Origin of the sequence: Novosphingobium aquimarinum (genome assembly GCF_009746585.1) — a bacterium.
Taxonomy (GTDB): Bacteria; Pseudomonadota; Alphaproteobacteria; order Sphingomonadales; family Sphingomonadaceae; genus Novosphingobium; species Novosphingobium aquimarinum.
Map to the genome: position 1 here is coordinate 81,971 of NZ_WRPO01000009.1, position 20,182 is coordinate 102,152.

The window sequence follows — 20,182 nt, forward strand, 5'->3', positions numbered from 1 at the left end:
CTAGCACTGTAACTCGCGGCTGCAAATCGGGACGTTCTGCAGGCGATCATACCGGAGCGCTCGGCATCCGACGCCTTCGCAAAGGTCGCGTTAGCGCCCCTTGAACGCTGGCTTGCGCTTCTCGCCGAAAGCGGTGACGCCTTCGATGAAGTCGTCGCTGCGACCGGCTTCGCGCTGCATGCGGCGTTCCGTATCGATCGCGGTTTCGAAATTGCTGTCGAGCGCGTCCCAGGCCATGCGCTTCATCATGCCCAGCGAGCGCGGGCCCGTGGCGAGCTCCCGGGCCATCGTCATGGCCGCATCGTCCAGTTCGGCATCCGGCACGACCTTGGTGACAAGGCCCCACTCCAGTGCGCGATCCGCCTTAAGCTTCTCACCCAGCAGCATCAGTTGCATCGCCCGGACGCGGCCGATGGCCCGGCTCAACAGCCAGGTCGCGCCGCCGTCCGGAACGAGACCAACGTGGCGGAAGGCGAGGTAGAAGTAGCCGCCCTCGCCCATCATGATGATGTCGCCCGCAGCCGCCAGACCCGCACCGTAGCCCGCTGCTGCGCCGCGCACTGCGGTTACGACCGGGATTTCGAGGCGCTTCATCGCCACCAGCACGGCATTGAGCGAAACTTCGAGCTGTTCGCCAAAATCGCGCCGCGGATCATCGAGAATGGCGGCCGCCGAAGCGAGGTTGCCACCCGAGCAGAACGCCTTGCCTTCACCTGTGAGCAATACCGCCCGTGCCTCCTTCGATGCGCGATCGAGAGCGTCGACGATCTCGAAGCCCATGTTGGGGCTGACCGCGTTCATCGTCGCCGGATCGTTCAATGCGATCCGCGCGACATCGTCGGCCAGCTTATAGGTGATCCACTTGTAGTCCATGTCGTCTCCCTTAGCCTGCCATGCTGACAAAGCGACTTTTCACGATCTTTAAGGCCTCGCCGGCGATACGGTCCAACAATTCCTGGCACGAGAGGATCTTCTCGATCGGCCCCTGCGTCCTGCCCACCGAGCAGATACCGCAATCGTCGCCCCTCGTTCGTCATCCCATCGGTAAACGCTCACCCGCGTCAGGATGCCGTCAGCGCGGCGACGAGGCTGCGGACTTTCGCTTGTCGCCATTGCGGTGCGGGTGCCACCAACCAGTAACCCCGTCGGCAGCTCGCGCACTCGCCGATGAACGCCTCATCGTTCCTTGAGGCTTGAGCTTCCGCCAGCAGCCCCGGCACGCGCGCGCGACCGATGCCGGCGCGGGCCGCGGCGATCGCCTGGCCGGCATCGGCAACGATTACGGGAGGCTTTTCCTCGCTCTGGCCGGGATTGGGATCGCCGGGCCAGCCGATCCAGTCGCCGGACCCGATGATGGTCCATTCGGGCTTGCCCAAGGCTACGCCTTCGAGATCACCCGGTCCTTCGACCCAGCGCACCGCGAAGTCGAGGTTCGCCTCGGTGAACTCGGCCGCCTCGTCCTCGACCAGGACATAGCGGACGTCGGGATGCTCGGTGCGGAACGCGGCCAGTCTCGGCGCGAGCCAGGCCGCGAAGAAGTCGCGTGGGGCAGCGATCGTATAGACCTGGCTCGATTGGCCGGCCTGCATCGCGCGCACCGATTCTTCGAGATAGAGAAAGCCGGTGCGCAAGCCTTCCAGGCCGGACTCGCCTTCTTTGGTGAGTTCGAGCCCCTTGCTGGTGCGGCGGAAGAGAACCACGCCCAGCACGTCCTCGAGCGCGCGGATCTGTTGCCCTACAGCGGCGGGCGTCACCGCCAGCTCGTCGGCGGCACGCGTGAACGACAAGTGGCGCGCGGAGGCATCGAACACGCGCAGGGCATTGAGCGGCAAGTGAGTTCGCTTCATGCCATTTTCCTAGGTTCTGACCGTCGCGAGGGCAATCACCGCAGCAAGCCTGTCGGCGTCATACCGCTGGCAAGCTCCGCTGGATCAGCCTGCGGTCGCGGGAGCGGCCAGGGGGAAAAAGGGAATGGCCGCCTTGATCGGCGCGCCCGTCGGGCCACGGAAAGTGTAATGTCCCTCCATGCTCCCGTGAGGCGTGGAAAGCGGGCAGCCGGAGACGTAGTCATGCGTCGCGCCCGGGCGCAGAACGGGTTGTTCGCCAACGACTCCGTCCCCCTCAACCAGACTGACGTTGCCGTTACCGTCCGTGATCCGCCAATGGCGAGTCATGAGCTGGATGGTTTCGCCACTCTCGTTCTCGATACGGATGTGGTACACCCAAAACCACTTGCCTGCCTCGATACGCGACTGTTCGGGCAGAAAATTGACCGCCACCCTGATGATGACGCCATCGGTGATGGCCGTATGCTGAAACAATTCCTTCATCGCAGGAGCAAGCCTAACGCCTAATTCGCGGCGCTACAACCGCATAGGCTCAGGTCAGCGGAGCGCGCTGCGGTTGCAGGACAATGTCCAGACGAAACCTTCTGGCGGGTAGGCGACGTCGACATCGGCGAAAAGATTATGCCGCGGCGCATCGACGATGACTCGCGTTCCGAAGCCCTTCGACCGAGGCTGTTCGACCATTGGACCGCCGCTTTCCTGCCAACGCATATGGAAACGAGGTTGGGTGTCGTCCGCATCGGACAGCGACCAAACTATGGATACCTGGCCGGTCGAGACCGACAAGGCCCCATATTTGAGGGCGTTGGTCGCCATCTCGTGCAACGTCATCGAGAGGCACTCCGCAGCCTTGGGAGACAGCATGACTCGAGGGCCGGACGCCTGACACTGTGCTGCCGCCTCTCCCAGAACCCGGAGCTGCGAGCTGACCATGTCAGCGAGCGGGACGTTCGACCAAGACCGACTGACCAGCAAATCCTGATTGGCGGCCAGCGCAGTCAACCGCTGGTCGAATCGATTCAGGAAATCGGGCTTGTCGGGATCGCTGCGCCGGGCAAGCGACCGGATGATCGCGAGCAAGTTCTTGGATCGGTGGTTGACCTCCTGCAACAGCAATTCGATGCGCTGTTCGGCATCGCGCATCTCGGTCACGTCGGTGTTGGTTCCGAACCAGTACGTGATGGCTCCGTCTGCATCGCGAATAGGAACGGCCCGCGAAAGGAACCAGCGGTATGTGCCGTCGGCGCCTCGCAGCGGGAAGGTGTCTTCCCAATCGACACCCGTATCGAAACTATGCTGAATTCGTTCGACCACCCGGTCGACTTCGGCAGGATCGTGAACCGTGGTCCAGCCCCAGCCCACCATGTCCTCCAGGGACGTGCCGGTGTAGTCGAACCAACGCTTGTTGTACCAGAAGATCCGGCCCTCGCTGTCGGCGATCCATGCCAGCTGCGAGATGTTGTCGGCGAGCAGGCGGAAATGGTGTTCGCTTTCGGCCAGCCGGTCCTGCACGGCCTTCTGGCTCGTGATGTCCCGCGCAATCTTGCTCGCCGCGACGACCTTGCCCGTGGCGTCGCATATCGGGGACACTGTCACCGCAACGAAGACCTCGGAACCGTCCTCATGAAGGCGGATGGTTTCGAACGTGGGAACACGTTCGCCGCGCAGGATCGTGGCGATAATCCTGTCTTCCTCGGATTGCCGGTCGGCGGGGATGAGATCGCGCACATTGCGACCGATCATTCTTTCGGCCGTATAGCCAAAGACCCGTTCCGCACCGCGGTTCCAGCTCAGGATGGTCCCGTCGAGAGCCTTGCCGACGATCGCGTCGTCAGTCGATTCGACGATCGCCGCGAGAAACGCGTCAGGCGCCAGTCCTGAAATCGCGGTGCTCAGAGGCCGGCTTTCGAGAATGCCTGATCCAGATCCTCGATGAGGTCATCCGGATCCTCCAGGCCAATGTTGATGCGCAGCATGCCTTCACCGATACCCATCGCCTCGCGACCTTCCGGCCCCATGTTGTGATGCGTCGTCGAAGCGGGATGGCACATCAAGGACCGTGAATCGCCGATATTGTTCGAAATGTCGATAAGTTCGAGCGCGTCCAGCACCGCATGCGCCTGCTCGCGCCCTCCGTCGAGCACCATCGAGAAGATCGGCCCGCAGGCATCCATCTGCTTCATCGCCAGCTTTTGCTGCGGATGGCTGTCGAGCCAGGGATGGCGGATGACCGGGACCCGATCGGCAACGAACTTGCCGACCTTGAGAGCATTCTCGCTCTGGCGGCGTGCGCGAAGATCGAGCGTCTCGAGCCCCTTGAGCACCACCCAGGCGTTGAAAGGCGAAAGATTGGGCCCCGTGTTGCGCTGAAAGGGCAGCAACTTGTCGTTGATGAATTCCTCGTTGCCGCAGACTGCGCCCGCCAGCACCCTGCCTTGCCCGTCCATCAGCTTGGTCGCCGAATAGGCCACCACATCGGCTCCGAACTCCAGCGGTCGCTGGAGCGCGGCGGTACAGAACGCATTGTCGATCACCGAAGTAATTCCGTGCGCGCGCGCCAGCCCGCAGATATATTCAAGGTCCGCGACATCCATCGTCGGATTGGCCGGGGTCTCGAAAAAGAAGACCTTGGTGTTGGGCCGGATCGCGGCTTCCCAGGCCGCATTGTCCGTCGCGTCGACCACCGTCACGTCGATCCCGAAGCGCGGCAGCAGATGATCGCCGAGCCAACGGCACGAGCCGAACGCCGCGCGGGCCGTGACCATATGATCGCCGGCCGAAAGCTGGCACAACAAGGCAGCCGTCATCGCCGCCATCCCGGAGGCCTGCACCCGGCAAGCATCGGCCCCTTCGAGCAAGGCAATGCGCTCTTCCAGCATCGCCACGGTCGGGTTTTGCAGGCGCGAGTAGGTCATGCCGTCCTGCTCGCCCGCGAACCGGGCCGCGACCGTCGCCGCATCGTCGTAGGTGTAGCCCGAGGTGAGGAACAAGGCTTCGCTCGTTTCGCCTTGCTCGGATCGCCAGGTGCCACCGCGCACCGCCTGCGTGGCAGCGCGCCAGCGCGTGGTTTTCGAGCGGTCTTGTCCAGTGGTACGTTTCATGCGGTCGCCTTAGATTTGCGCCGGGTTACGCGCAAGCGTCTGCGCGGCCAAACACCATTGCTTGCGGCGGACGGCGATCGTGCTATCGGCGCGCGCGATGTCCTTAATCCGCGGAACCGCCAACAGCACCGAACGCGATCCGATAGTCTGGTGCTGGGCGATCGCGCTCGCGTTTCTGACGCTGTGCATCTGGGGCATCGCGATCCCGACGCGGCTCTATTTCGACGAGATCCACTACGTGCCCGCCGCGCGCAAACTGCTGCAACTGCAGGCCGCCAATCGCGAGCATCCGCTGTTCGGCAAGGAGATGATCGCCCTTTCGATTGCGGCCTTCGGCGATAGGTCCTGGGCCTGGCGACTTCCCTCAGTTCTGTTTGGCGCGCTGGGATTGTTCGCGTTCGTCCGGCTGGTGTGGTGGTCGAGCCGGCGACGATGCGCCACGATCCTTGCCGGGCTGCTGCTCGCGACCAATTTCACCTGGTACATCCAGAGCCGGATCGCGATGCTCGACATGGTGAGCGCGGGCCTGCTGATGGTCGGACTGTGGCAGTTCGCTGCCGCGCTTGGGCAGGAGATCCGGATCGCAAGGCTGCGACTGGCTTGCTGCGGCGTGGCCCTCGGCCTGGCGATGGGCGCGAAATGGAGCGGGGTTCCGGCGATCGTAATGCCCGGCCTCGCCTTCGTCGCCTTGCGCCTACGCGAGAGCGGCTGGCGCATCGTTGGCCGGGCTGGCGCGGGGCCGATCCCCGGCGTATCGCTGGTGGAGGCTTTCCTGTGGCTCGGAGTCCTGCCGCTCGCGGTCTACTGGGCGACGTTCACTCCGGCGATGTTCTATCCCGGATCGCTCAAGCTCGACCCCTGGGATTTCATCGGCCAGCACGAAACCATGATCCGGCTTCAGGACAGTGTTCGCAAGCCGCATCCCTATCGCAGCGTCTGGTACCAATGGATCGTTGACTGGCGCGCGATTTGGTATCTCTACGAGCCCGTGGACGGCGCGCAGCGCGGGATCGTGCTGATCGGCAATCCCTTTTCCATGCTTGCCGGGCTTCCCGCACTGGTCTGGTGCCTGTGGCGCGGGTTCGTTCGGCGCGAGGGATACCGGATCGCGTTCGCGATACTCTACCTCGCCTGCCTTTGCGTCTGGATCGTCAACGGAAAGCCGATCCAGTTCTACTATCACTACTTGCTGCCCGGCGCGTTCCTGATGGCCTGCCTCGCCTTCGCGCTCGACGATATCGGCCAGCGCCGCGACCACTGGCGCTGGATTGCGCCTGCCAGCCTCGTCGCCGCCTTCGGCATGTTCGGCTGGTTCTTCCCGATCATTTCGGCAACGAAACTGGCGGGTGGGAAACAGGCTTTCGCCAAATGGATGTGGCTGCGCTCCTGGCGGTGAGCCACCCTGCCCCGGCCGAAGCCGAAGTCCTTACGTCCCGTATTTGCCCCAGACGAACTTCGACGACAGGGCGAAGTTCCAGACCGACGCGATCACGATGCCGACGAGCGCCGCCGGGTATTCGTGAATACCATAACGCACGAGAATCGCGGCGACGCCGACATTGGCAGTGAGGCCGACGAGACAGGTCAGTCCGAATTTCGCCCAACCGCGCAGCAGCGGGACGAACCCGGTGAGCCGCTTGTCCGCGTAAGTCAGCGCGTTGTTGAGGAAGAAGTTGAACGTCATCGCCGTCAACGCGGCGACGGTCTGACCGACTTCGAAGGCCGTGACCAGCTGACCGCGGATCGGCGGACCGCCGAACACGGCGAGAAACGCCGAGAGCACGGCCATGTGGACCAGGACACCGAAGGCGCCGATCGTGCCGAACAAGGCAAATCGCGTGGGGATGATGCGCCCCAGCCACTTGTCGTAAAGACCGACGAGGAACTCGAAGACGACGGTACGATCGAGTTTGCTCTCGCCGTCGGCGCGGGCCGCGAAGCTGAGCGGGAATTCCTTGACGCGCAAGGGGGTCTCCACGGTGGCGAGGATATCGAGCAGGATCTTGAAACCGACCCCGGACAAGCGGTGCGCATCGGCGCGCAGCGTGGATGTCCGCAGCATGAAATAGCCGCTCATCGGATCGGTCAGAGTGACGCCGGTCACGCGGCGAGCGAGGTTGTTGGCAAAACCTGAAGCTTTGACCCGATCGGGTCGCCCCCAGGCAGCGGTGCTGGCGCCTTCACAAAAGCGCGAGGCATAGGCGAGATCGAATTCGCCCGAAGTCACTGCCGCGAGCATCTCTGGAAGCAGCGCCGGATCGTGCTGATGATCGGCATCCATCACGGCGACCACCGGAGCGGCCGTCGCGCACATTCCCTCGATCGCCGCCGAGGAGAGACCGCGGCGGCCAATCCGCTCGATCACGCGCACGCGCTGGTCGCGCAGGGCGATGGCGCGGGCTTCGTCCGACGTGCCGTCCGGGCTGTTGTCATCTACGATGATCGCTTCCCAGGCGACACCCTTCAAGGCGGCGTCGAGGCGATCGATCATCGGTGCCAGATTGTTACGTTCGTTGAACGTCGGCAGGACGACTGCAAGCTGCAGCGGCCTTGTCGCCACGCTGACCGTATCAGTCAGATCATCCTGCAAGAGTGTCATCGGCGTCCTATTAGGCGACATAAATGAAGCAACGCTTACTTATCTAACGGAACCGGCTTGATATCAGAGCCGCGCAATGACCGCATCGCCGATTTCCCGCGTTCCCGCACTTCCCCCCAGATCGCCGCCCCGTACGCCGTCGGCAAGCGCCTTGGAGACTGCTGCTTCGATCCGGGACGCTTCGGCCTCCAATTGATAACTGTGGCGCAGCAACATGGCAGCGGACAGAATCGTCGCCATCGGGTTGGCCAGGCCCTTGCCAGCGATGTCCGGCGCGGAGCCGTGAATCGGCTCGTAAAGGCCGAAAGTCCCTTCCGCCAGCGACGCCGACGCCAGCAACCCGATCGAGCCGACACACATGCTGGCCTGATCGCTCAGGATGTCGCCGAACATGTTGCCGGTCACGACGACGTCGAACTGGCCAGGATCCTTCACCAGCTGCATCGCCGCGTTATCGACATACATGTGGCTGAGTTCGACCTCGGGGTATTCAGCCGACACCTCGATCATCACGTCGCGCCAGAGCTGCGAGGTATCGAGCACGTTGGCCTTGTCCACCGAGCACAGTCTGCGGCCGCGGCCCATCGCCGCCTTGAACCCCGTGTGCGCGATGCGGCGCACTTCATCTTCGGCATACGACATGATGTCGTAGCCCTGCCGCCGCCCGTCTTCGAGCGTGCGGATGCCCTTCTCGCCGAAATAGACGTCGCCATTGAGCTCGCGCACGATCAGCAAGTCAATCGCTGCGGCCACTTCAGGCCGCAGCGTCGTGAGATCTTCGAGCCCCTTGAAGACCGTCGCGGGCCGCAAGTTGGCAAAGAGCCCAAGCTCCCGGCGCAATCCGAGCACTGCCTGTTCGGGCCGCAACTGCCGATCCAGATGATCCAGCGAGAAGTCCCCGACAGCGCCGAACAGGATCGCCCCGCACGAGCGGGCGATGTCAAGGGTTTCAGGCGGCAGCGGGTGACCGTGCTTGCGATAGGCGGCGCCGCCGACGTCGCCCTCGACCAGTTCCAGTCCATCGATCCCGAGCGCTTCGAGGACGCGTACCGCTTCGCCAATCACTTCGGGACCGATCCCGTCACCCGCGAAAACCGCGATCCGCATGTTTGCCCCGCTCACTCGTCAACCTCCTTCGATCCGTGCCAGCCGCTCCCGCAGCATGGCGCGCGCCGCCATAACATCGGTTCGGCGATCGGCAAGCGGGTAGGCTTCGAGCAAGCGCCCCATGCGGTCGAACGATCGCAGGAACTCCGGCCATTCCTGCTCGTTGGCGCGTTCGAGCGCTCCGCCGTAGCCGAGCTCGCGCAGCAACAGCGTTTCGTAGGCGACCAGCGCACCGGCCCAGCCCCGGGCTGACGGTGCGACACAGATTGCCTCCAGCAGCCCGGTGAGCGCTTCATGAATCGAGGGATAGGCCTGGCGCTCGGGCAGCGCCGCGGCGGCCAGCGCCGTGACCCAGACGATGGCGGCCGCCGGCAGCGGCTCGCTCATCCAGGGCCCGCGACTGCGCATCAGTTCGATCCGGGCGAACGGCAGCCGGCCTTCGGTCTTCGCGCGGATTTCGGCTTCGACCGTGTTGCCGGGGATCAGAACGGGGCGCATCAGCCGCCCGCGACCGCCCGCGACATAGGCCGCGACCATGCCTTCCTGGGCGGTGAGGAGGCGGACGATCACCGCTGTCTCGCCATGCGGCCGCACAGCGCAGACGATTGCGGACGCGCGTAAGTTCATCTTGGCGCGAACGTCACCGTGCGACCGGCCAGCGCCGGAGCATGCCCGGCAGGCTCAGCATACCCCACGCCATGCCGAAGATCAGGCATGTCGCCGCCGCCTCGCCCGCAAGCAGGATGACGAAGGCGTTGCGTTCAAGCGGCATGTCGCGCGGTGGTCCGACAATGCGCCCCAATACGAACGCGACATAAAGGTATGTTGACAGGATCGGGAACGCTAGCGCGGCCAGCGGGATGCGCCGGATGAGCGCACTGAACGACAGCCACAAGGCAACCACCCCGATCGGCACCACCAGTTCGAGGTAGCCGAAGTCGGCCGTTTGCGTGGGAAGATAGCCGCGCGCGAGACCGAGAACGTGCTGATAATGCCACGACAATGGCAGCAGCGCGGGCAGCAGAATCAGACCCGGGAGCCAAGCTGGGCTATTGCCGGGCGAGAGACGTTCGTCGATCGCCTGCCCGATTACGCGCCCGACCGCTAAGGCAAGGACGCAACCAAGGCAGAAGACGACGGCAACCGGCCACACCGATAGAATGCCTCCGGCTCTCAGCCCCGCTTACTTGGCGGCGAGCTTGCTCTCGAGATCGTCAATGCGCTTCTTCAGCGTTTCGGCCTCTTCGCGCGCCGTCGCGGCCATGAGCTTGACCGCCTCGAATTCCTCGCGGCTGACGAAGTCCATGTCGCCCATCAGCTCCTTGAAGCGTTCACGCGCCGAGTCGCGCGCTTCGCGCCCCATTCCGGCAACCGTGCCGGCGGCGCTGTTCATGAGCTTGACGAAGTCGGAAACGATCGGGTTCTGGCTTTGCATGACCCTAGAATGGGTGTCTTGCGCGCACAAAGCAAGGCCCCCATGCCGCAGGTCTGTCAGAGTTCGATGCGCTCCACCGCCCCGCTGACGTCGGCCCCGTCATACCCCGGGTTGAGCCGCAGGATGTCCCAGTTGAGGTACGTCGCGAACCCGGACCACAGCAGGTATGGCACGAGCATCAGTCCGGCCAGAGGTCGCACGCGCCAGAACAGCACGATCGTCGCGACGATCGCGAGATCGAGCACGCCGAGCACGATCAGCGCACCGCTCATCGAGTGATACGCGAAGAAGATCGGAGACCAGGAGAGGTTCAGCAGCAGTTGGATTGCGAAGGCAATCACGGCGATGCCCCTGCCCCGCGCGCCCCGGGCCGACAGCACCAGCGCGAGCGCCACCCCCATCAACGCGTAGAGGATGCTCCAAACGATCCCGAACGCCTGCGGCGGAGGATAGGCATCCGGCTTGAGCAGCGCTGCGAACCAAGGGTTCTCCGGGCCATTTCCGGCCAGCTTGCCCGAAAGCATCCCCAGCAGAAGCAACGTCGGAACCGTCACGAGTGTCCAGCGCAAGAGCGAAACCCGTAACTGGCCCCGCGAGGCGATCACATTCATGGGTCTCAACAACTCCCGATTCGCGCCAATCCGGCGGATTTATCTACGGGAGTTAACGTTTGTGCAATGTCCGCGCAGGGATCGGTCATCCCCGATTGGCACAGATCAGGAATTCCACGTTGCCTTCCGGCCCCCGGATCGGGCTCTCGACAACCCCGGCGACGGCCCAGCCATTTTGCTCCAGCCAGTCCCGCACTTCCTCGCAAACGCGCGCGTGCAGCGCCGGATCGCGCACGACGCCGCCCTTGCCCACTTCGCCGCGTCCGACTTCGAATTGCGGCTTGATCAGCGCGACCAGGGTGCATCGCGGCGCCGCGAGCTGCAGCGGGATCTCGAGCACTTTGGCCAGACCGATGAAACTGGCGTCGCACACGACATAATTGCACGGCGCGTCGATCAGTTCGGGCGTCAACACGCGCGCGCTGGTCTTTTCCAGCACCGTCACGCGCGGGTCCTGTCGCAATTTCCAGGCGAGCTGGTTGGTGCCCGAATCGACGGCAAACACCCGCTCGGCCCCGTGCGACAGCAGCACATCGGTGAAGCCCCCGGTCGAACTGCCGATGTCCATCGCGAAGGCGCCCGCCGGATCGAGCCCGAAGTGCGCGATCGCATGCGCCAGCTTGATCCCGCCGCGCGAAACCCACGGATGATCGCGCCCGCGCACTTCGAGCGGCGCGTCCGCGGCCAGGGTCTGCCCGGCCTTGGCGATCTTGGTTTCGCCCGAATAGACGAGCCCCGCCATGATCAGCGCCTGAGCGCGCGTACGGCTCTCCACGAGCCCGCGTTCGACGAGCAAATGGTCGGGACGGGCCTTTGCGCCGGTCGGGGACTTGGGTGGGACGGTCATCTGTGTGCAGGGCTTGTGATGGGCGGCGTCTGATCCCATACGGGCGGCATGAACGCAATCCTGCGCCGACGTGCGCTCGCCCTAGTCGCCTCGTTATCGGTCATCGCCCTTGCGGCATCTTGCTCGGATTCGCGCATCGCCCCGACGCCGACACCGACGCCGACCGCGACCCCCGCGCCGACCCCGACGCCGGTCGCGCCTCCCATCGACTGGCAGGACGCGCCCATCACCCCCGGCAACTGGACCTGGGCCCAGATCGCCGGCCAATCGACCTCGCGTTTCGCCGGCGACTTGTTCGCCATGCGCTGCAACCGCGCCGACGGCACGATTCGCCTGCTGCGCGCGGGCTCCGTGGACGGACAGCTCCCGATGACGGTCGTTACCGAGAAGGCCACCCGCCAGATCATGGCCCGAGGAGTCCCCGGTTCGACCCCGGTGATCGAGGCGAGCCTGAGCGCGCGCGACCCGTTGCTCGACGCCATGGCCTTCAGCCGCGGCCGCTTCGCCATCGAAGTCAATGGCCTGGCGACGCTCTACATCCCGAGCTGGCCGGAAGTCAGCCGCGTGATCGAGGACTGCCGCTAGTCGCGCGGGCCTTCAGCCCCAGGACATCGCGTCGACCGCCATCGCCATCGGCGCGACTTGATCGGTAGGATCGAGTGTCAGAGCCGTCGCAAGGCTGGTGGCCGTGACTGCATCGCCGCCGATCGTAATGGCTCCCACGGTCGTATCGAACCTCAGTTCGCGCTCATCTCCGCCCTCGAACACGAGCGTCGTAGCCTGCTGCCCCACGGGTATGCTGAGACTTCCATTCTCGGCCACCAGCACCACCTGCGAGCCGTTGCGATAGGCAGAAAAATCCTCGGCCGCACCGCCCACGGCAATCGTGTCTCCGCCGCGATTGAAGGAGGGATCGAAGGAGAAAGCGCCCCAAAGCCGCACGACTGTTTCCGCGTTTTGCGGCGTCCCGAAAATCCGATAATCGCCGCCAAGCGTGGCTTCGCCTCCTGTGTCGAGAATTACCCTTGCAACGCTGTCCTCCAGCGCACCACTCGGCAGTGTCCCGCTCTGCGGCGGCGCCACGATCTGCTCGGGCACGTTCAGAAAGTGCTGGCTGCCAATTGCGGCCGACTGAGTGTCGAGATCGTAGTAGAGACGCCGCGCGCCATCGGCGAAGACGATTTCGTTCCCGTCCGGACCGAGCGGGATCCAGACCGATCCGGCAAGCCCCACAAATCGAGCATTTGAGCCGTCTAAGGAGACCGTATATTCCTTGGCATCGCCCGGCAGGCGGATGATGTCGCCACCGCGGTTGAATGAGGGATCCAACTGGATCTGCGAGCCAGATCCGGAGATCGTGAGGTCTTGGAAGCCATTGGTGCCGAAGACCCGCACTTGGCCCGCGATTTCTCCCACGAAGCCGTTCGTGGTCAACAGTCGGAACCCATCGGCCAAAGTGGGAGGCTCGGGTTCAGTCATGAGCGGAGTAATCGTACCCGCTTCATTGATGCGATATATTGTGCCACCGAAATCGAAGAATTCGACGCCCGAGACCCGATCGATGCCTTCGCCGGTGATGGTCAGCACGCCGGGCGCCGCCGCGATCGTGTAGTTAGAGATGGGCCCCGCAAAGACCGCGGTATCTTCGCCGCCTGCGCCGTAGATAGTGTCGTCTCCGCCTCCGCCGCGCAGTCGGTCGTCACCTTGGCCGCCAGCAAGCACGTCGTTGCCAGTTCCACCTTCGAGAACGTCGTCTCCGTATCCGCCTTCGAGGAAAGAGCCGATCAGCGTGCTCTCGGACGAGGTAACCGTCGCTTGCATCGAGACGCTGAGTTCGTAGCGCGCATCCGGGCGGACCTCACCGCTGAATTCGGCAACCTCGATGACATAGCGATTGCCCGCGACCAGCCCGGTCAGTTCCAGATAGCTGTCTGTCAGCGTAGCGCTGCCGGGATCGAATTCAGTGGTGTCGTCGGACTGGCCGATGACGTCACCAAATAAATCGACCACGCGCAGCAAGCTGTCGAACGCGAAAGTATTGTCGATATCGATGACGACCGGGCCCGACTGGGGCGCAGTGAAACTGAATGAATCCACCACACTGCCTGGCGCATGGATGCGGATCGATGTCATGGAGCTCGAATCGGGAATGGTCGGATCACCGCGAGAAGAGGCAAATCTTCCGTCCAGATCGAGCCGGGGCCGATCGGTGGACGGGGGAAGAAACAGCTCGTTCAATGCATCGGCGTCGACGACGCCGTCGCGAGCGACGAGGCGGTCGTTGCCCGAACCGCCGATGGCGCCCTCGATGGAAATCAGCGTGTCATTTCCGTCTCCGGTGGCCGTTCCCTTCGACAAATCGATCACGACATTCGCCGATACGCCGACGTAGCTGACGATGTCGAAGCCGCCGCCCCCGTCAAGCCGGTTCGACGCCGAATTGCCGTGAAGGATATCGTCTCCAGAGCCGCCCAAGGCGTTCTCGACGACCACGCCGTTGGCGATCGTCACGCCACCGAGGATTCCGCCAACCCACGATCCGAAACCGCCGCCGCCGAGTTCGGCCTTCAGCGTCGCGGCGCGCAAATCGATCGTTGCGCTTGCGCCGTTTGCCGATGCAGCCGAAATCACGTCGATCCCGCCGGTATCCCAGATCGTATTCCACCCCGTGCCGTTGGCATTGGCGCTGGGCAAAGTGTAAGTCGTCGCGCCAATGTTCGTCTGGGTATTCGCACCGTAGATCGCCTGGGCCGCCGCGATGTCGAACGCGCCCGGCCCGACATTCCAGCCGAACTCGAAAGAGTTGGGAAGGCCGACTTCCCGATAACCTGAATTGTACGACATCGTCGTGAAAACGCCTTGGTTGAGCTGGTAGTCACCAAGATCGTCGGAGCCTTTGACGCCGGGAAAGATCAATCGGTCAGCCGGATCGCCTTCGTCGAGATGCGGATGCACCAGTCCCAGGCCATGCCCCACCTCGTGCACGAATGTCGCAAACGTGTAGCCGCCCGCCGAGAATGCGCCGCGCGTGGTCAGTTCGGCCGCATTGCTGAAATCACCGCGCATCGTGCCCGCAAAAGGCAGCGTGTGTTCGCCCAGGGTGCCGTCGTCGAACGTCTTGAAGCCTTCGATGAAGTCGTAAGCGGCGGTGCTGCCGGTGCCGCGGTACGGGCCCGCTTCCTCGACGAAGCGCAGGTTGGCGACTGCGGACCAGCTCGCCAAGGCCGCGGCGAAGCCCTCACGCGCGCCGTTGCCCCAGGTGGTGCCGCCATAGGCGCCGTTGCCTTCCAGGACGTAGTTGATGACGATGCCGGGGATCCAGGCGCGATTATACGTGATCGCATCGATAAAGACGTTGCCCGTCTGCCTCGTCGCGACAAGCTCAGCTGCTGTGAACACGGTCCGATACCTCAGGGGTAAGATAGCCGGCCCGCATTGTGGCGGACCCGTCAGACGTGCAGCGGCCTTGCGCGTGCCAGGCCGTCGCCATACTCACGAACGTGAACGGTGCCCCCCACCGCCTTGTCGCCTTTCCTATACTCAGTATTTTTTTGATTCGGAACGAATTTCATGGGCTTTTACTTAGCTGGATCGAAGCGGAAGTGACGCGGCCCCGCGTTCTGTTCGTATGCCTCGGCAACATCTGCCGTTCGCCGCTGGCCGAAGCCGCGCTGCGGGCGGAAGCCGACCGCGTGGGCCTCGATATCGAGGTCGATTCGGCGGGAACCGGCGACTGGCACGTCGGCGAGCCGCCGGACTCGCGCGCGATCGCCCAGGCCAGGCGCCACGGGATCGACATTTCCGGCTATCGCGGTCGGCAGGTCCGCAAGGCCGACTTCGACGACTTCACCCATGTCCTCGCGCTCGATCACGACAACCTCGCGGCACTGGAAGACCTCGTGCCGCCGGGCCGGGAGAACCGTCTCTCGCTCCTGCTCGATCATGTGGAAGGGTGCGAGGGTCAGCCGGTGGCCGATCCCTATTTCGGCGACGCCGATGGTTTCGAGCGGACCTGGTCGCAAGTGACTGCCGCCGCGCGCGCACTCGTCTCGGAACTGGCGCGCTAGTCGAGCTCGCGCATCCAGAACTGCATCGGCTTCGCACTCGCGCGGTCCTCGCCATGCTCCTGCCAATCGAGGCTGGTGACGAGCCCGGGCACGGGCGCATAGCCGCGCCTGCGCCAGAAGGGCGCGAGATCGCGATAGTCGCCGGCTCGCGCCGGATGGTCGGGCGGTCGCACCACCGCGGCGAACATCGCGTAGCGCGCGCCGCACCGCCTTGCATGCTCCTCGCGGTGATCGAAAAAGGCGCGCCCGATGCCATGCCCCCGCCACCGGGCCAGCAACACGCTTTCGCCGAAATAGAACACCTGCGCGGGATCGAGCGAGGTGGCAGCGACGGGATCGCGCAGCTCTGCTTCCTGCGCCGTCATCGGCGAAGCCGTCGCGATCCCGACAACGTCGCCGTCGCATCGTGCGACGATCGCCACGGCATCGCGGGCCGCCACGAATGCGCGCAGATAGTCGCGCTCGTAGGCAGCATCGCCCTGATAGAGATAGGGATACTCGGCGAAGACCGTCATCCGAAGCTGCGCGAGATCGTCGATGATCGCGTCAACGGCGTGGCCCGTCATCGGTTCGATACGAAGTTTGCTGTCCATTCTCACCTTATCAGGCCGCCTCGCCGGTTTGCTTTCGCATGGCCATGTCCTATATGCGCAACGCATTGCCCCGGCCGAATGGATCGCTGTTTGCGCGATCCATCGCGCTGGGGCCAGTTATCTATTGTTCCCAGGGGATACCGCTATGTCGCGTCGGCGCCAGATCTACGAGGGCAAGGCGAAGATCCTGTACGAAGGGCCCGAGCCCGGCACGATCATCCAGTATTTCAAGGACGATGCCACGGCCTTCAATGCCCAGAAAAAGGGCACGATCCAGGGCAAGGGCGTCATCAACAACCGCATCAGCGAGTATGTGTTCACGCGCCTCAACCATATCGGCGTGCCTAACCACTTCATCCGGCGTCTCAATATGCGCGAGCAACTGGTTCGCCAGGTTGAGATTATTCCGATCGAAGTCGTCGTGCGCAATGTCGCGGCCGGCTCGATCTCGAAGCGCCTGGGCATCCCCGAAGGCGAGCCGCTGCCGCACACCCTGCTCGAGTATTACTACAAGGACGATGCTCTGGGCGATCCGTTGATCGCCGAAGAACACATCGCCTGTTTCGGCTGGGCCTCGAACGAGGAAATGCAGGATATCTCTTCGCTCGCGATCCGCGTGAACGACTTCCTGTCTGGCATGTTCGCCGCGATCAACATCCGACTCGTGGACTTCAAGCTGGAGTTCGGGCGGATCTGGGACGGCGATTTCAGCCGCATCATCCTGGCTGACGAGATCAGCCCGGACGGCTGTCGCCTGTGGGACATGCAAACCGGCGAAAAGCTCGACAAGGATCGCTTCCGCCGCGATCTCGGCGGCGAGGAAGAAGCCTATCAGGAAGTCGCGCGTCGCCTCGGACTGCTTCAGGACGACGGTACGCCGGGCGAAGTGTTCGATCTGAGCGCGCACCGAGGCAAGCTGCGCGGCGGCAAATCGCACAAGTAACAATTCGCCAGCGACCGGACTTCGCCGTCAGAGTTCCAATGCCGAATTCTCTCGCCCTAACGCGAGTGTCATGTCTGCCCTCGGCCGGATTCGACGACGCATGAGATCCTTTCGCCTTGCCTGGCTCGGTCTGTGTCTGGTCCTGTGGTCAGCGACGGGTATCGCTCAGGATGCGGCGCCGGATCGTTCCACGGAAGAACCGGACTGGGCCTTCGAAACCAGCGACATCCCGCTCGATCCCGGATACCGCTTCGGGCGGCTCGCAAACGGCATGCGCTATGTCGTGCGCAGCAACGGCACGCCCGAAGGCACGGCGCTGATCCGCATGGTGATCGAAGCGGGCTCCTTCGACGAGCGCGATGACGAACAAGGCTTCGCCCATTTCGTCGAACACATGGCGTTCAACGGGAGTACCCACGTCCCCGAAGGCGAAATGATCCCGCTGCTCGAGCGCGACGGGCTGGCTTTCGGTGCCGATACCAATGCGTCCACCGGCTTCGAGCGCACGACGTACAAGCTCAACTTGCCGCGCACCGATCCCAGGCTGCTGCAGACCGCGCTCATGCTCATGCGCGAAACGGCGAGCGAGCTGACGATCGCGCCGGATGCGGTCGAGCGCGAACGCGGCGTCGTGCTTGCGGAAATGCGCGATCGCAACACCTGGCGATATCGTGACCTCGTGGCCAACACCAAGTTCCAATACCCCGACTCGCGCTTCGCCACGCGCTTTCCGATCGGCGTTCCCGAAACCGTTGCCGCCGCGACCGCGGATGCCCTTCGCGCCTTCTACGAGCGGACTTACGAACCCGCGAATACGACGCTCGTGGTCGTGGGCGACTTCGACCCGGACCTCGTCGAGCGGGAAATCCGGGCGCGGTTTGCCGACTGGCGCGGCCAGACGCCACGTCCGCAGCCCATGGCAGGCCCGATCGACCCGCAAGACAAAGATCGGGTGGCGATCTATGTCGATCCGGCCGTGTCGGAACGCACCATCGTGCAGCGGCTCAGCCCCTATCGCGATCTGCCGGACAGCATCGCGAACCGCCGCCAGAAAATGTTGGCCGGCATTGGCTATTCGATCGTCAATCGACGTCTGCAGCGCCTCTCGCGCCAGCCCAATCCGCCGTTCCGCGGTGCCGGTTTCGGCACGGGCGACGTATTCGAGGCAGCGCGCGCCACGCGCCTCATCGTCGATACCGTCGACCGCAAGTGGCGACGCGGCCTGATCGCGGCTGCCCGTGAATATCGCCGCGCCCTGCTCTATGGGTTTGATAACGCGGAAGTGGCGGAACAAGTCGCCAATATCCGCACATCGATCGAGAACGCCGCAGCCTCGCGGGACACCCGCAGCAATGCCACGCTGGTGCAGGCGATCGAAAACCTCCTCGAGGACGGAACCGTCCCCTCTCCCCCCGCAAGCGTGCTCGAACGGTTCGAGGCCCTGGCGCCGCAGATCACGCCCGAGACAGTGATGGCCGCGTTGGTTGCGGATGCCGAGCCGATCGAGGATCCGCTGATCCGGCTACGCACCCGTTTCGCCCCCGCGGGCGGCGAGGACGCGCTTCGTGCCGCGTGGGACGAAGCGATGGAGGCCGCGATCGACCAGGAACGCAGCACGAACCTTGCCGGCTTTGCCTATACCGACTTTGGCGCGCCCGGAGTTGTGGTGAGTGACCGGCGCGAACCGGTGCTCAACATCCGTGAAGTCGTCTTCGCCAATGGCGTCATGCTCAATCTCAAGCGGACCAGACTGGAAGAGGACCGGGTCCGCATTTCGCTGAGCCTCGATGGCGGGGACAAGCTCGATACCCGGGAAAATCCGCTGGCCACTGCGATGGTATCATACCTCGACGAGGGCGGACTTGGGAAACACAGCACCGACGAACTCCAGTCGATCCTCGCCGGGCGCACGGTGTCAGTCAATTTCGGCGTCAGCGAAAGCAGCTTCGACGCGCGCGCCCTGACGACGCCGCGCGACCTTCAAATGCAATTGCAGTTGCTTGCTGCCGCCGTCAGCGATCCGGGTTATCGGCTGGAGGGCGAGATCGCCTACCGGCAGCAGATGAACACCTACTTTCTGCGCAAGGACGCGACGCCCGCATCCGCGCTCGGTGCCGCGCTCGGCGGCATCTTGTCCGACGGCGATCCGCGTTTCACTCTGCAGGATGTGGACGCATATCGAGCGCGGACCTTCGCCCAGCTGCGGGACGACATTTCCGAACGGCTGTCTCGAGGCGCGATCGAGATCGGCATCGTCGGCGACATCGACGAGGATCAGGCGATCGCGCTGGTCGCGGCGACGTTCGGTGCCCTGCCCGCCCGCGAGCCCGCGTTCCGCAGCTATGACCAGCAACCGCAACGCCCGTTCTCCGCCGACCGCAAGCCGCGCGTCGTCTACCACGACGGACCGGCCGATCAGGCGCTGCTGCGGCTCACCTGGCCCACTCGCGACGATTCCGATGCCGACGAAGCGCTGCGCCTCCAACTGCTCGAACGCATCGTCCGGGTCGAACTCACCGACACTTTGCGAGAGGCGCTCGGCAAAGCCTATTCGCCAAGCGCATCCAGCGCGCTGTCCCGCTACTGGAGCGGATACGGCACATTCGCGATCTCGGCTTCGGTCGATGTCGGAGAAGTCGCCGCAACGCGCGCGGCTATCGACGAGACCATCGCAGCCTTGCGGTCGAGTCCCCTGCCCGCCGACGTAGTGCGCCGTGCTCGAGCGCCCTTGGCCGAAGCCTATTGCAATGCGCTCAAGTCGAATGGCGGCTGGCTTTCGCTTGTCGACCGCGCGCAGAGCGAGCCGGAACGCATCGCGCGATATATGTCCGCCAGCAAACGACTCGACGCGATCACCCCTGCGGAAATTCAGACGCTGGCTTTGCGCTATCTGGATCCGCGGGCAGCGCTGGAAATCCTGGTGTTGCCGCGAGAGCCCGCGGCGTCGGACGCAGATTGAGCGGAATGTCTGCCGTCCTGGCAGCTTTTGGCTCTTATCTCATCCAAATCCGCGCGGAACTTGTGCTGGTCCG

General features: G+C 64.1%; 19 protein-coding genes. 5 read left to right on the top strand and 14 right to left on the bottom strand.

Annotated elements, in window-relative coordinates:
* Window positions 1–90 precede the first annotated feature (90 nt).
* The 5 genes from GQO94_RS11115 to GQO94_RS11135 all read right to left on the bottom strand — a co-directional run bounded on the left by GQO94_RS11115 (window position 91) and on the right by GQO94_RS11135 (window position 4,948).
* Window positions 91–873, bottom strand: coding sequence for an enoyl-CoA hydratase-related protein (locus GQO94_RS11115; protein WP_156841403.1), 783 nt, complete (start codon window positions 871–873; stop codon window positions 91–93).
* A 188-nt stretch (window positions 874–1,061) separates the two neighbouring features.
* Window positions 1,062–1,847 carry a LysR family transcriptional regulator gene (locus GQO94_RS11120; protein ID WP_156841405.1) on the bottom strand — a complete coding sequence of 262 codons (786 nt, stop codon included), beginning with the start codon at window positions 1,845–1,847 and terminating at the stop codon, window positions 1,062–1,064.
* 84 nt (window positions 1,848–1,931) lie between these two features.
* Window positions 1,932–2,330, bottom strand: a complete 399-nt coding sequence (gene apaG / locus GQO94_RS11125) for a Co2+/Mg2+ efflux protein ApaG (protein ID WP_156841407.1) — start codon at window positions 2,328–2,330, stop codon at window positions 1,932–1,934.
* Window positions 2,331–2,384: 54 nt separating this feature from the next.
* A complete protein-coding gene (locus GQO94_RS11130) occupies window positions 2,385–3,761 on the bottom strand; it encodes a PAS domain S-box protein (protein WP_332310842.1) in 1,377 nt (458 codons plus the stop codon).
* A complete protein-coding gene (locus tag GQO94_RS11135; protein ID WP_156841411.1) occupies window positions 3,740–4,948 on the bottom strand; it encodes a trans-sulfuration enzyme family protein in 1,209 nt (402 codons plus the stop codon). The genes GQO94_RS11130 and GQO94_RS11135 overlap by 22 nt, the downstream gene beginning before the upstream one ends.
* Window positions 4,949–5,045: 97 nt before the next feature.
* On the opposite strand from GQO94_RS11135, the gene GQO94_RS11140 reads away from it, so the two are divergent.
* On the top strand, window positions 5,046–6,344 hold the full coding sequence (locus tag GQO94_RS11140; RefSeq protein ID WP_156841413.1) for a phospholipid carrier-dependent glycosyltransferase: 1,299 nt from the start codon (window positions 5,046–5,048) through the stop codon (window positions 6,342–6,344).
* Window positions 6,345–6,374: 30 nt separating this feature from the next.
* Here GQO94_RS11140 and GQO94_RS11145 read toward each other — a convergent pair whose 3' ends face one another.
* The 7 genes from GQO94_RS11145 to GQO94_RS11175 form a co-directional block, all read right to left on the bottom strand.
* On the bottom strand, window positions 6,375–7,547 hold the full coding sequence (locus GQO94_RS11145) for a glycosyltransferase (protein ID WP_156841415.1): 1,173 nt from the start codon (window positions 7,545–7,547) through the stop codon (window positions 6,375–6,377).
* A 63-nt stretch (window positions 7,548–7,610) separates the two neighbouring features.
* Complete coding sequence (gene leuB, locus GQO94_RS11150; RefSeq protein WP_156841492.1) at window positions 7,611–8,654, bottom strand: 3-isopropylmalate dehydrogenase; 1,044 nt, start codon at window positions 8,652–8,654, stop codon at window positions 7,611–7,613.
* A gap of 18 nt (window positions 8,655–8,672) precedes the next feature.
* A complete protein-coding gene (gene recO, locus GQO94_RS11155) occupies window positions 8,673–9,281 on the bottom strand; it encodes a DNA repair protein RecO (protein ID WP_156841417.1) in 609 nt (202 codons plus the stop codon).
* A 13-nt stretch (window positions 9,282–9,294) separates the two neighbouring features.
* On the bottom strand, window positions 9,295–9,807 hold the full coding sequence (locus tag GQO94_RS11160; RefSeq protein WP_156841419.1) for a hypothetical protein: 513 nt from the start codon (window positions 9,805–9,807) through the stop codon (window positions 9,295–9,297).
* A gap of 30 nt (window positions 9,808–9,837) precedes the next feature.
* Window positions 9,838–10,089, bottom strand: a complete 252-nt coding sequence (locus tag GQO94_RS11165; protein WP_156841421.1) for an accessory factor UbiK family protein — start codon at window positions 10,087–10,089, stop codon at window positions 9,838–9,840.
* 56 nt (window positions 10,090–10,145) lie between these two features.
* A complete protein-coding gene (locus GQO94_RS11170) occupies window positions 10,146–10,700 on the bottom strand; it encodes a TspO/MBR family protein (protein ID WP_156841423.1) in 555 nt (184 codons plus the stop codon).
* An 85-nt stretch (window positions 10,701–10,785) separates the two neighbouring features.
* Window positions 10,786–11,547: a TlyA family RNA methyltransferase gene (locus GQO94_RS11175; RefSeq protein ID WP_198045925.1), complete on the bottom strand. Its 762-nt coding sequence runs from the start codon at window positions 11,545–11,547 to the stop codon at window positions 10,786–10,788.
* A 48-nt stretch (window positions 11,548–11,595) separates the two neighbouring features.
* Between GQO94_RS11175 and GQO94_RS11180 the strand changes: the two genes are divergently transcribed.
* On the top strand, window positions 11,596–12,132 hold the full coding sequence (locus GQO94_RS11180) for a hypothetical protein (RefSeq protein ID WP_156841427.1): 537 nt from the start codon (window positions 11,596–11,598) through the stop codon (window positions 12,130–12,132).
* A 12-nt stretch (window positions 12,133–12,144) separates the two neighbouring features.
* Here the strand turns inward: GQO94_RS11180 and GQO94_RS11185 are convergent, their stop codons facing one another.
* Window positions 12,145–14,946 carry a M10 family metallopeptidase gene (locus tag GQO94_RS11185; RefSeq protein WP_156841429.1) on the bottom strand — a complete coding sequence of 934 codons (2,802 nt, stop codon included), beginning with the start codon at window positions 14,944–14,946 and terminating at the stop codon, window positions 12,145–12,147.
* 203 nt (window positions 14,947–15,149) lie between these two features.
* Between GQO94_RS11185 and GQO94_RS11190 the strand changes: the two genes are divergently transcribed.
* The gene (locus GQO94_RS11190; protein ID WP_156841431.1) at window positions 15,150–15,614 is read left to right on the top strand and encodes a low molecular weight protein-tyrosine-phosphatase; all 465 of its coding nucleotides are present in this window, start codon (window positions 15,150–15,152) and stop codon (window positions 15,612–15,614) included.
* Here the strand turns inward: GQO94_RS11190 and GQO94_RS11195 are convergent.
* Window positions 15,611–16,207, bottom strand: a complete 597-nt coding sequence (locus tag GQO94_RS11195) for a GNAT family N-acetyltransferase (RefSeq protein WP_232332887.1) — start codon at window positions 16,205–16,207, stop codon at window positions 15,611–15,613. The two genes, GQO94_RS11190 and GQO94_RS11195, sit on opposite strands and share 4 nt — an antisense overlap.
* Before the next feature lie 145 nt (window positions 16,208–16,352).
* On the opposite strand from GQO94_RS11195, the gene purC reads away from it, so the two are divergent.
* Window positions 16,353–17,150: a phosphoribosylaminoimidazolesuccinocarboxamide synthase gene (purC, locus tag GQO94_RS11200; RefSeq protein ID WP_156841433.1), complete on the top strand. Its 798-nt coding sequence runs from the start codon at window positions 16,353–16,355 to the stop codon at window positions 17,148–17,150.
* 100 nt (window positions 17,151–17,250) lie between these two features.
* Entirely contained in the window at window positions 17,251–20,109 is a 2,859-nt protein-coding gene (locus GQO94_RS11205; RefSeq protein WP_156841435.1) for a M16 family metallopeptidase, read from the top strand.
* Window positions 20,110–20,182: the final 73 nt, after the last annotated feature.

Excerpts from the sequence above, each read along its gene's own strand:
- GQO94_RS11120 (WP_156841405.1), bottom strand. The coding sequence starts at position 1,847 with ATGAAGCGAACTCACTTGCCGCTCAATGCCCTGCGCGTGTTCGATGCC.
- GQO94_RS11175 (WP_198045925.1), bottom strand. The coding sequence starts at position 11,547 with ATGACCGTCCCACCCAAGTCCCCGACCGGCGCAAAGGCCCGTCCCGAC.
- GQO94_RS11140 (WP_156841413.1), top strand. The coding sequence starts at position 5,046 with ATGTCCTTAATCCGCGGAACCGCCAACAGCACCGAACGCGATCCGATA.
- GQO94_RS11145 (WP_156841415.1), bottom strand. The coding sequence starts at position 7,547 with ATGACACTCTTGCAGGATGATCTGACTGATACGGTCAGCGTGGCGACA.
- purC (WP_156841433.1), top strand. The coding sequence starts at position 16,353 with ATGTCGCGTCGGCGCCAGATCTACGAGGGCAAGGCGAAGATCCTGTAC.
- GQO94_RS11135 (WP_156841411.1), bottom strand. The coding sequence starts at position 4,948 with ATGAAACGTACCACTGGACAAGACCGCTCGAAAACCACGCGCTGGCGC.
- GQO94_RS11170 (WP_156841423.1), bottom strand. The coding sequence starts at position 10,700 with ATGAATGTGATCGCCTCGCGGGGCCAGTTACGGGTTTCGCTCTTGCGC.
- GQO94_RS11115 (WP_156841403.1), bottom strand. The coding sequence starts at position 873 with ATGGACTACAAGTGGATCACCTATAAGCTGGCCGACGATGTCGCGCGG.
- recO (WP_156841417.1), bottom strand. The coding sequence starts at position 9,281 with ATGAACTTACGCGCGTCCGCAATCGTCTGCGCTGTGCGGCCGCATGGC.
- GQO94_RS11180 (WP_156841427.1), top strand. The coding sequence starts at position 11,596 with ATGAACGCAATCCTGCGCCGACGTGCGCTCGCCCTAGTCGCCTCGTTA.
- GQO94_RS11205 (WP_156841435.1), top strand. The coding sequence starts at position 17,251 with ATGAGATCCTTTCGCCTTGCCTGGCTCGGTCTGTGTCTGGTCCTGTGG.
- GQO94_RS11195 (WP_232332887.1), bottom strand. The coding sequence starts at position 16,207 with ATGGACAGCAAACTTCGTATCGAACCGATGACGGGCCACGCCGTTGAC.
- leuB (WP_156841492.1), bottom strand. The coding sequence starts at position 8,654 with ATGCGGATCGCGGTTTTCGCGGGTGACGGGATCGGTCCCGAAGTGATT.
- GQO94_RS11165 (WP_156841421.1), bottom strand. The coding sequence starts at position 10,089 with ATGCAAAGCCAGAACCCGATCGTTTCCGACTTCGTCAAGCTCATGAAC.
- apaG (WP_156841407.1), bottom strand. The coding sequence starts at position 2,330 with ATGAAGGAATTGTTTCAGCATACGGCCATCACCGATGGCGTCATCATC.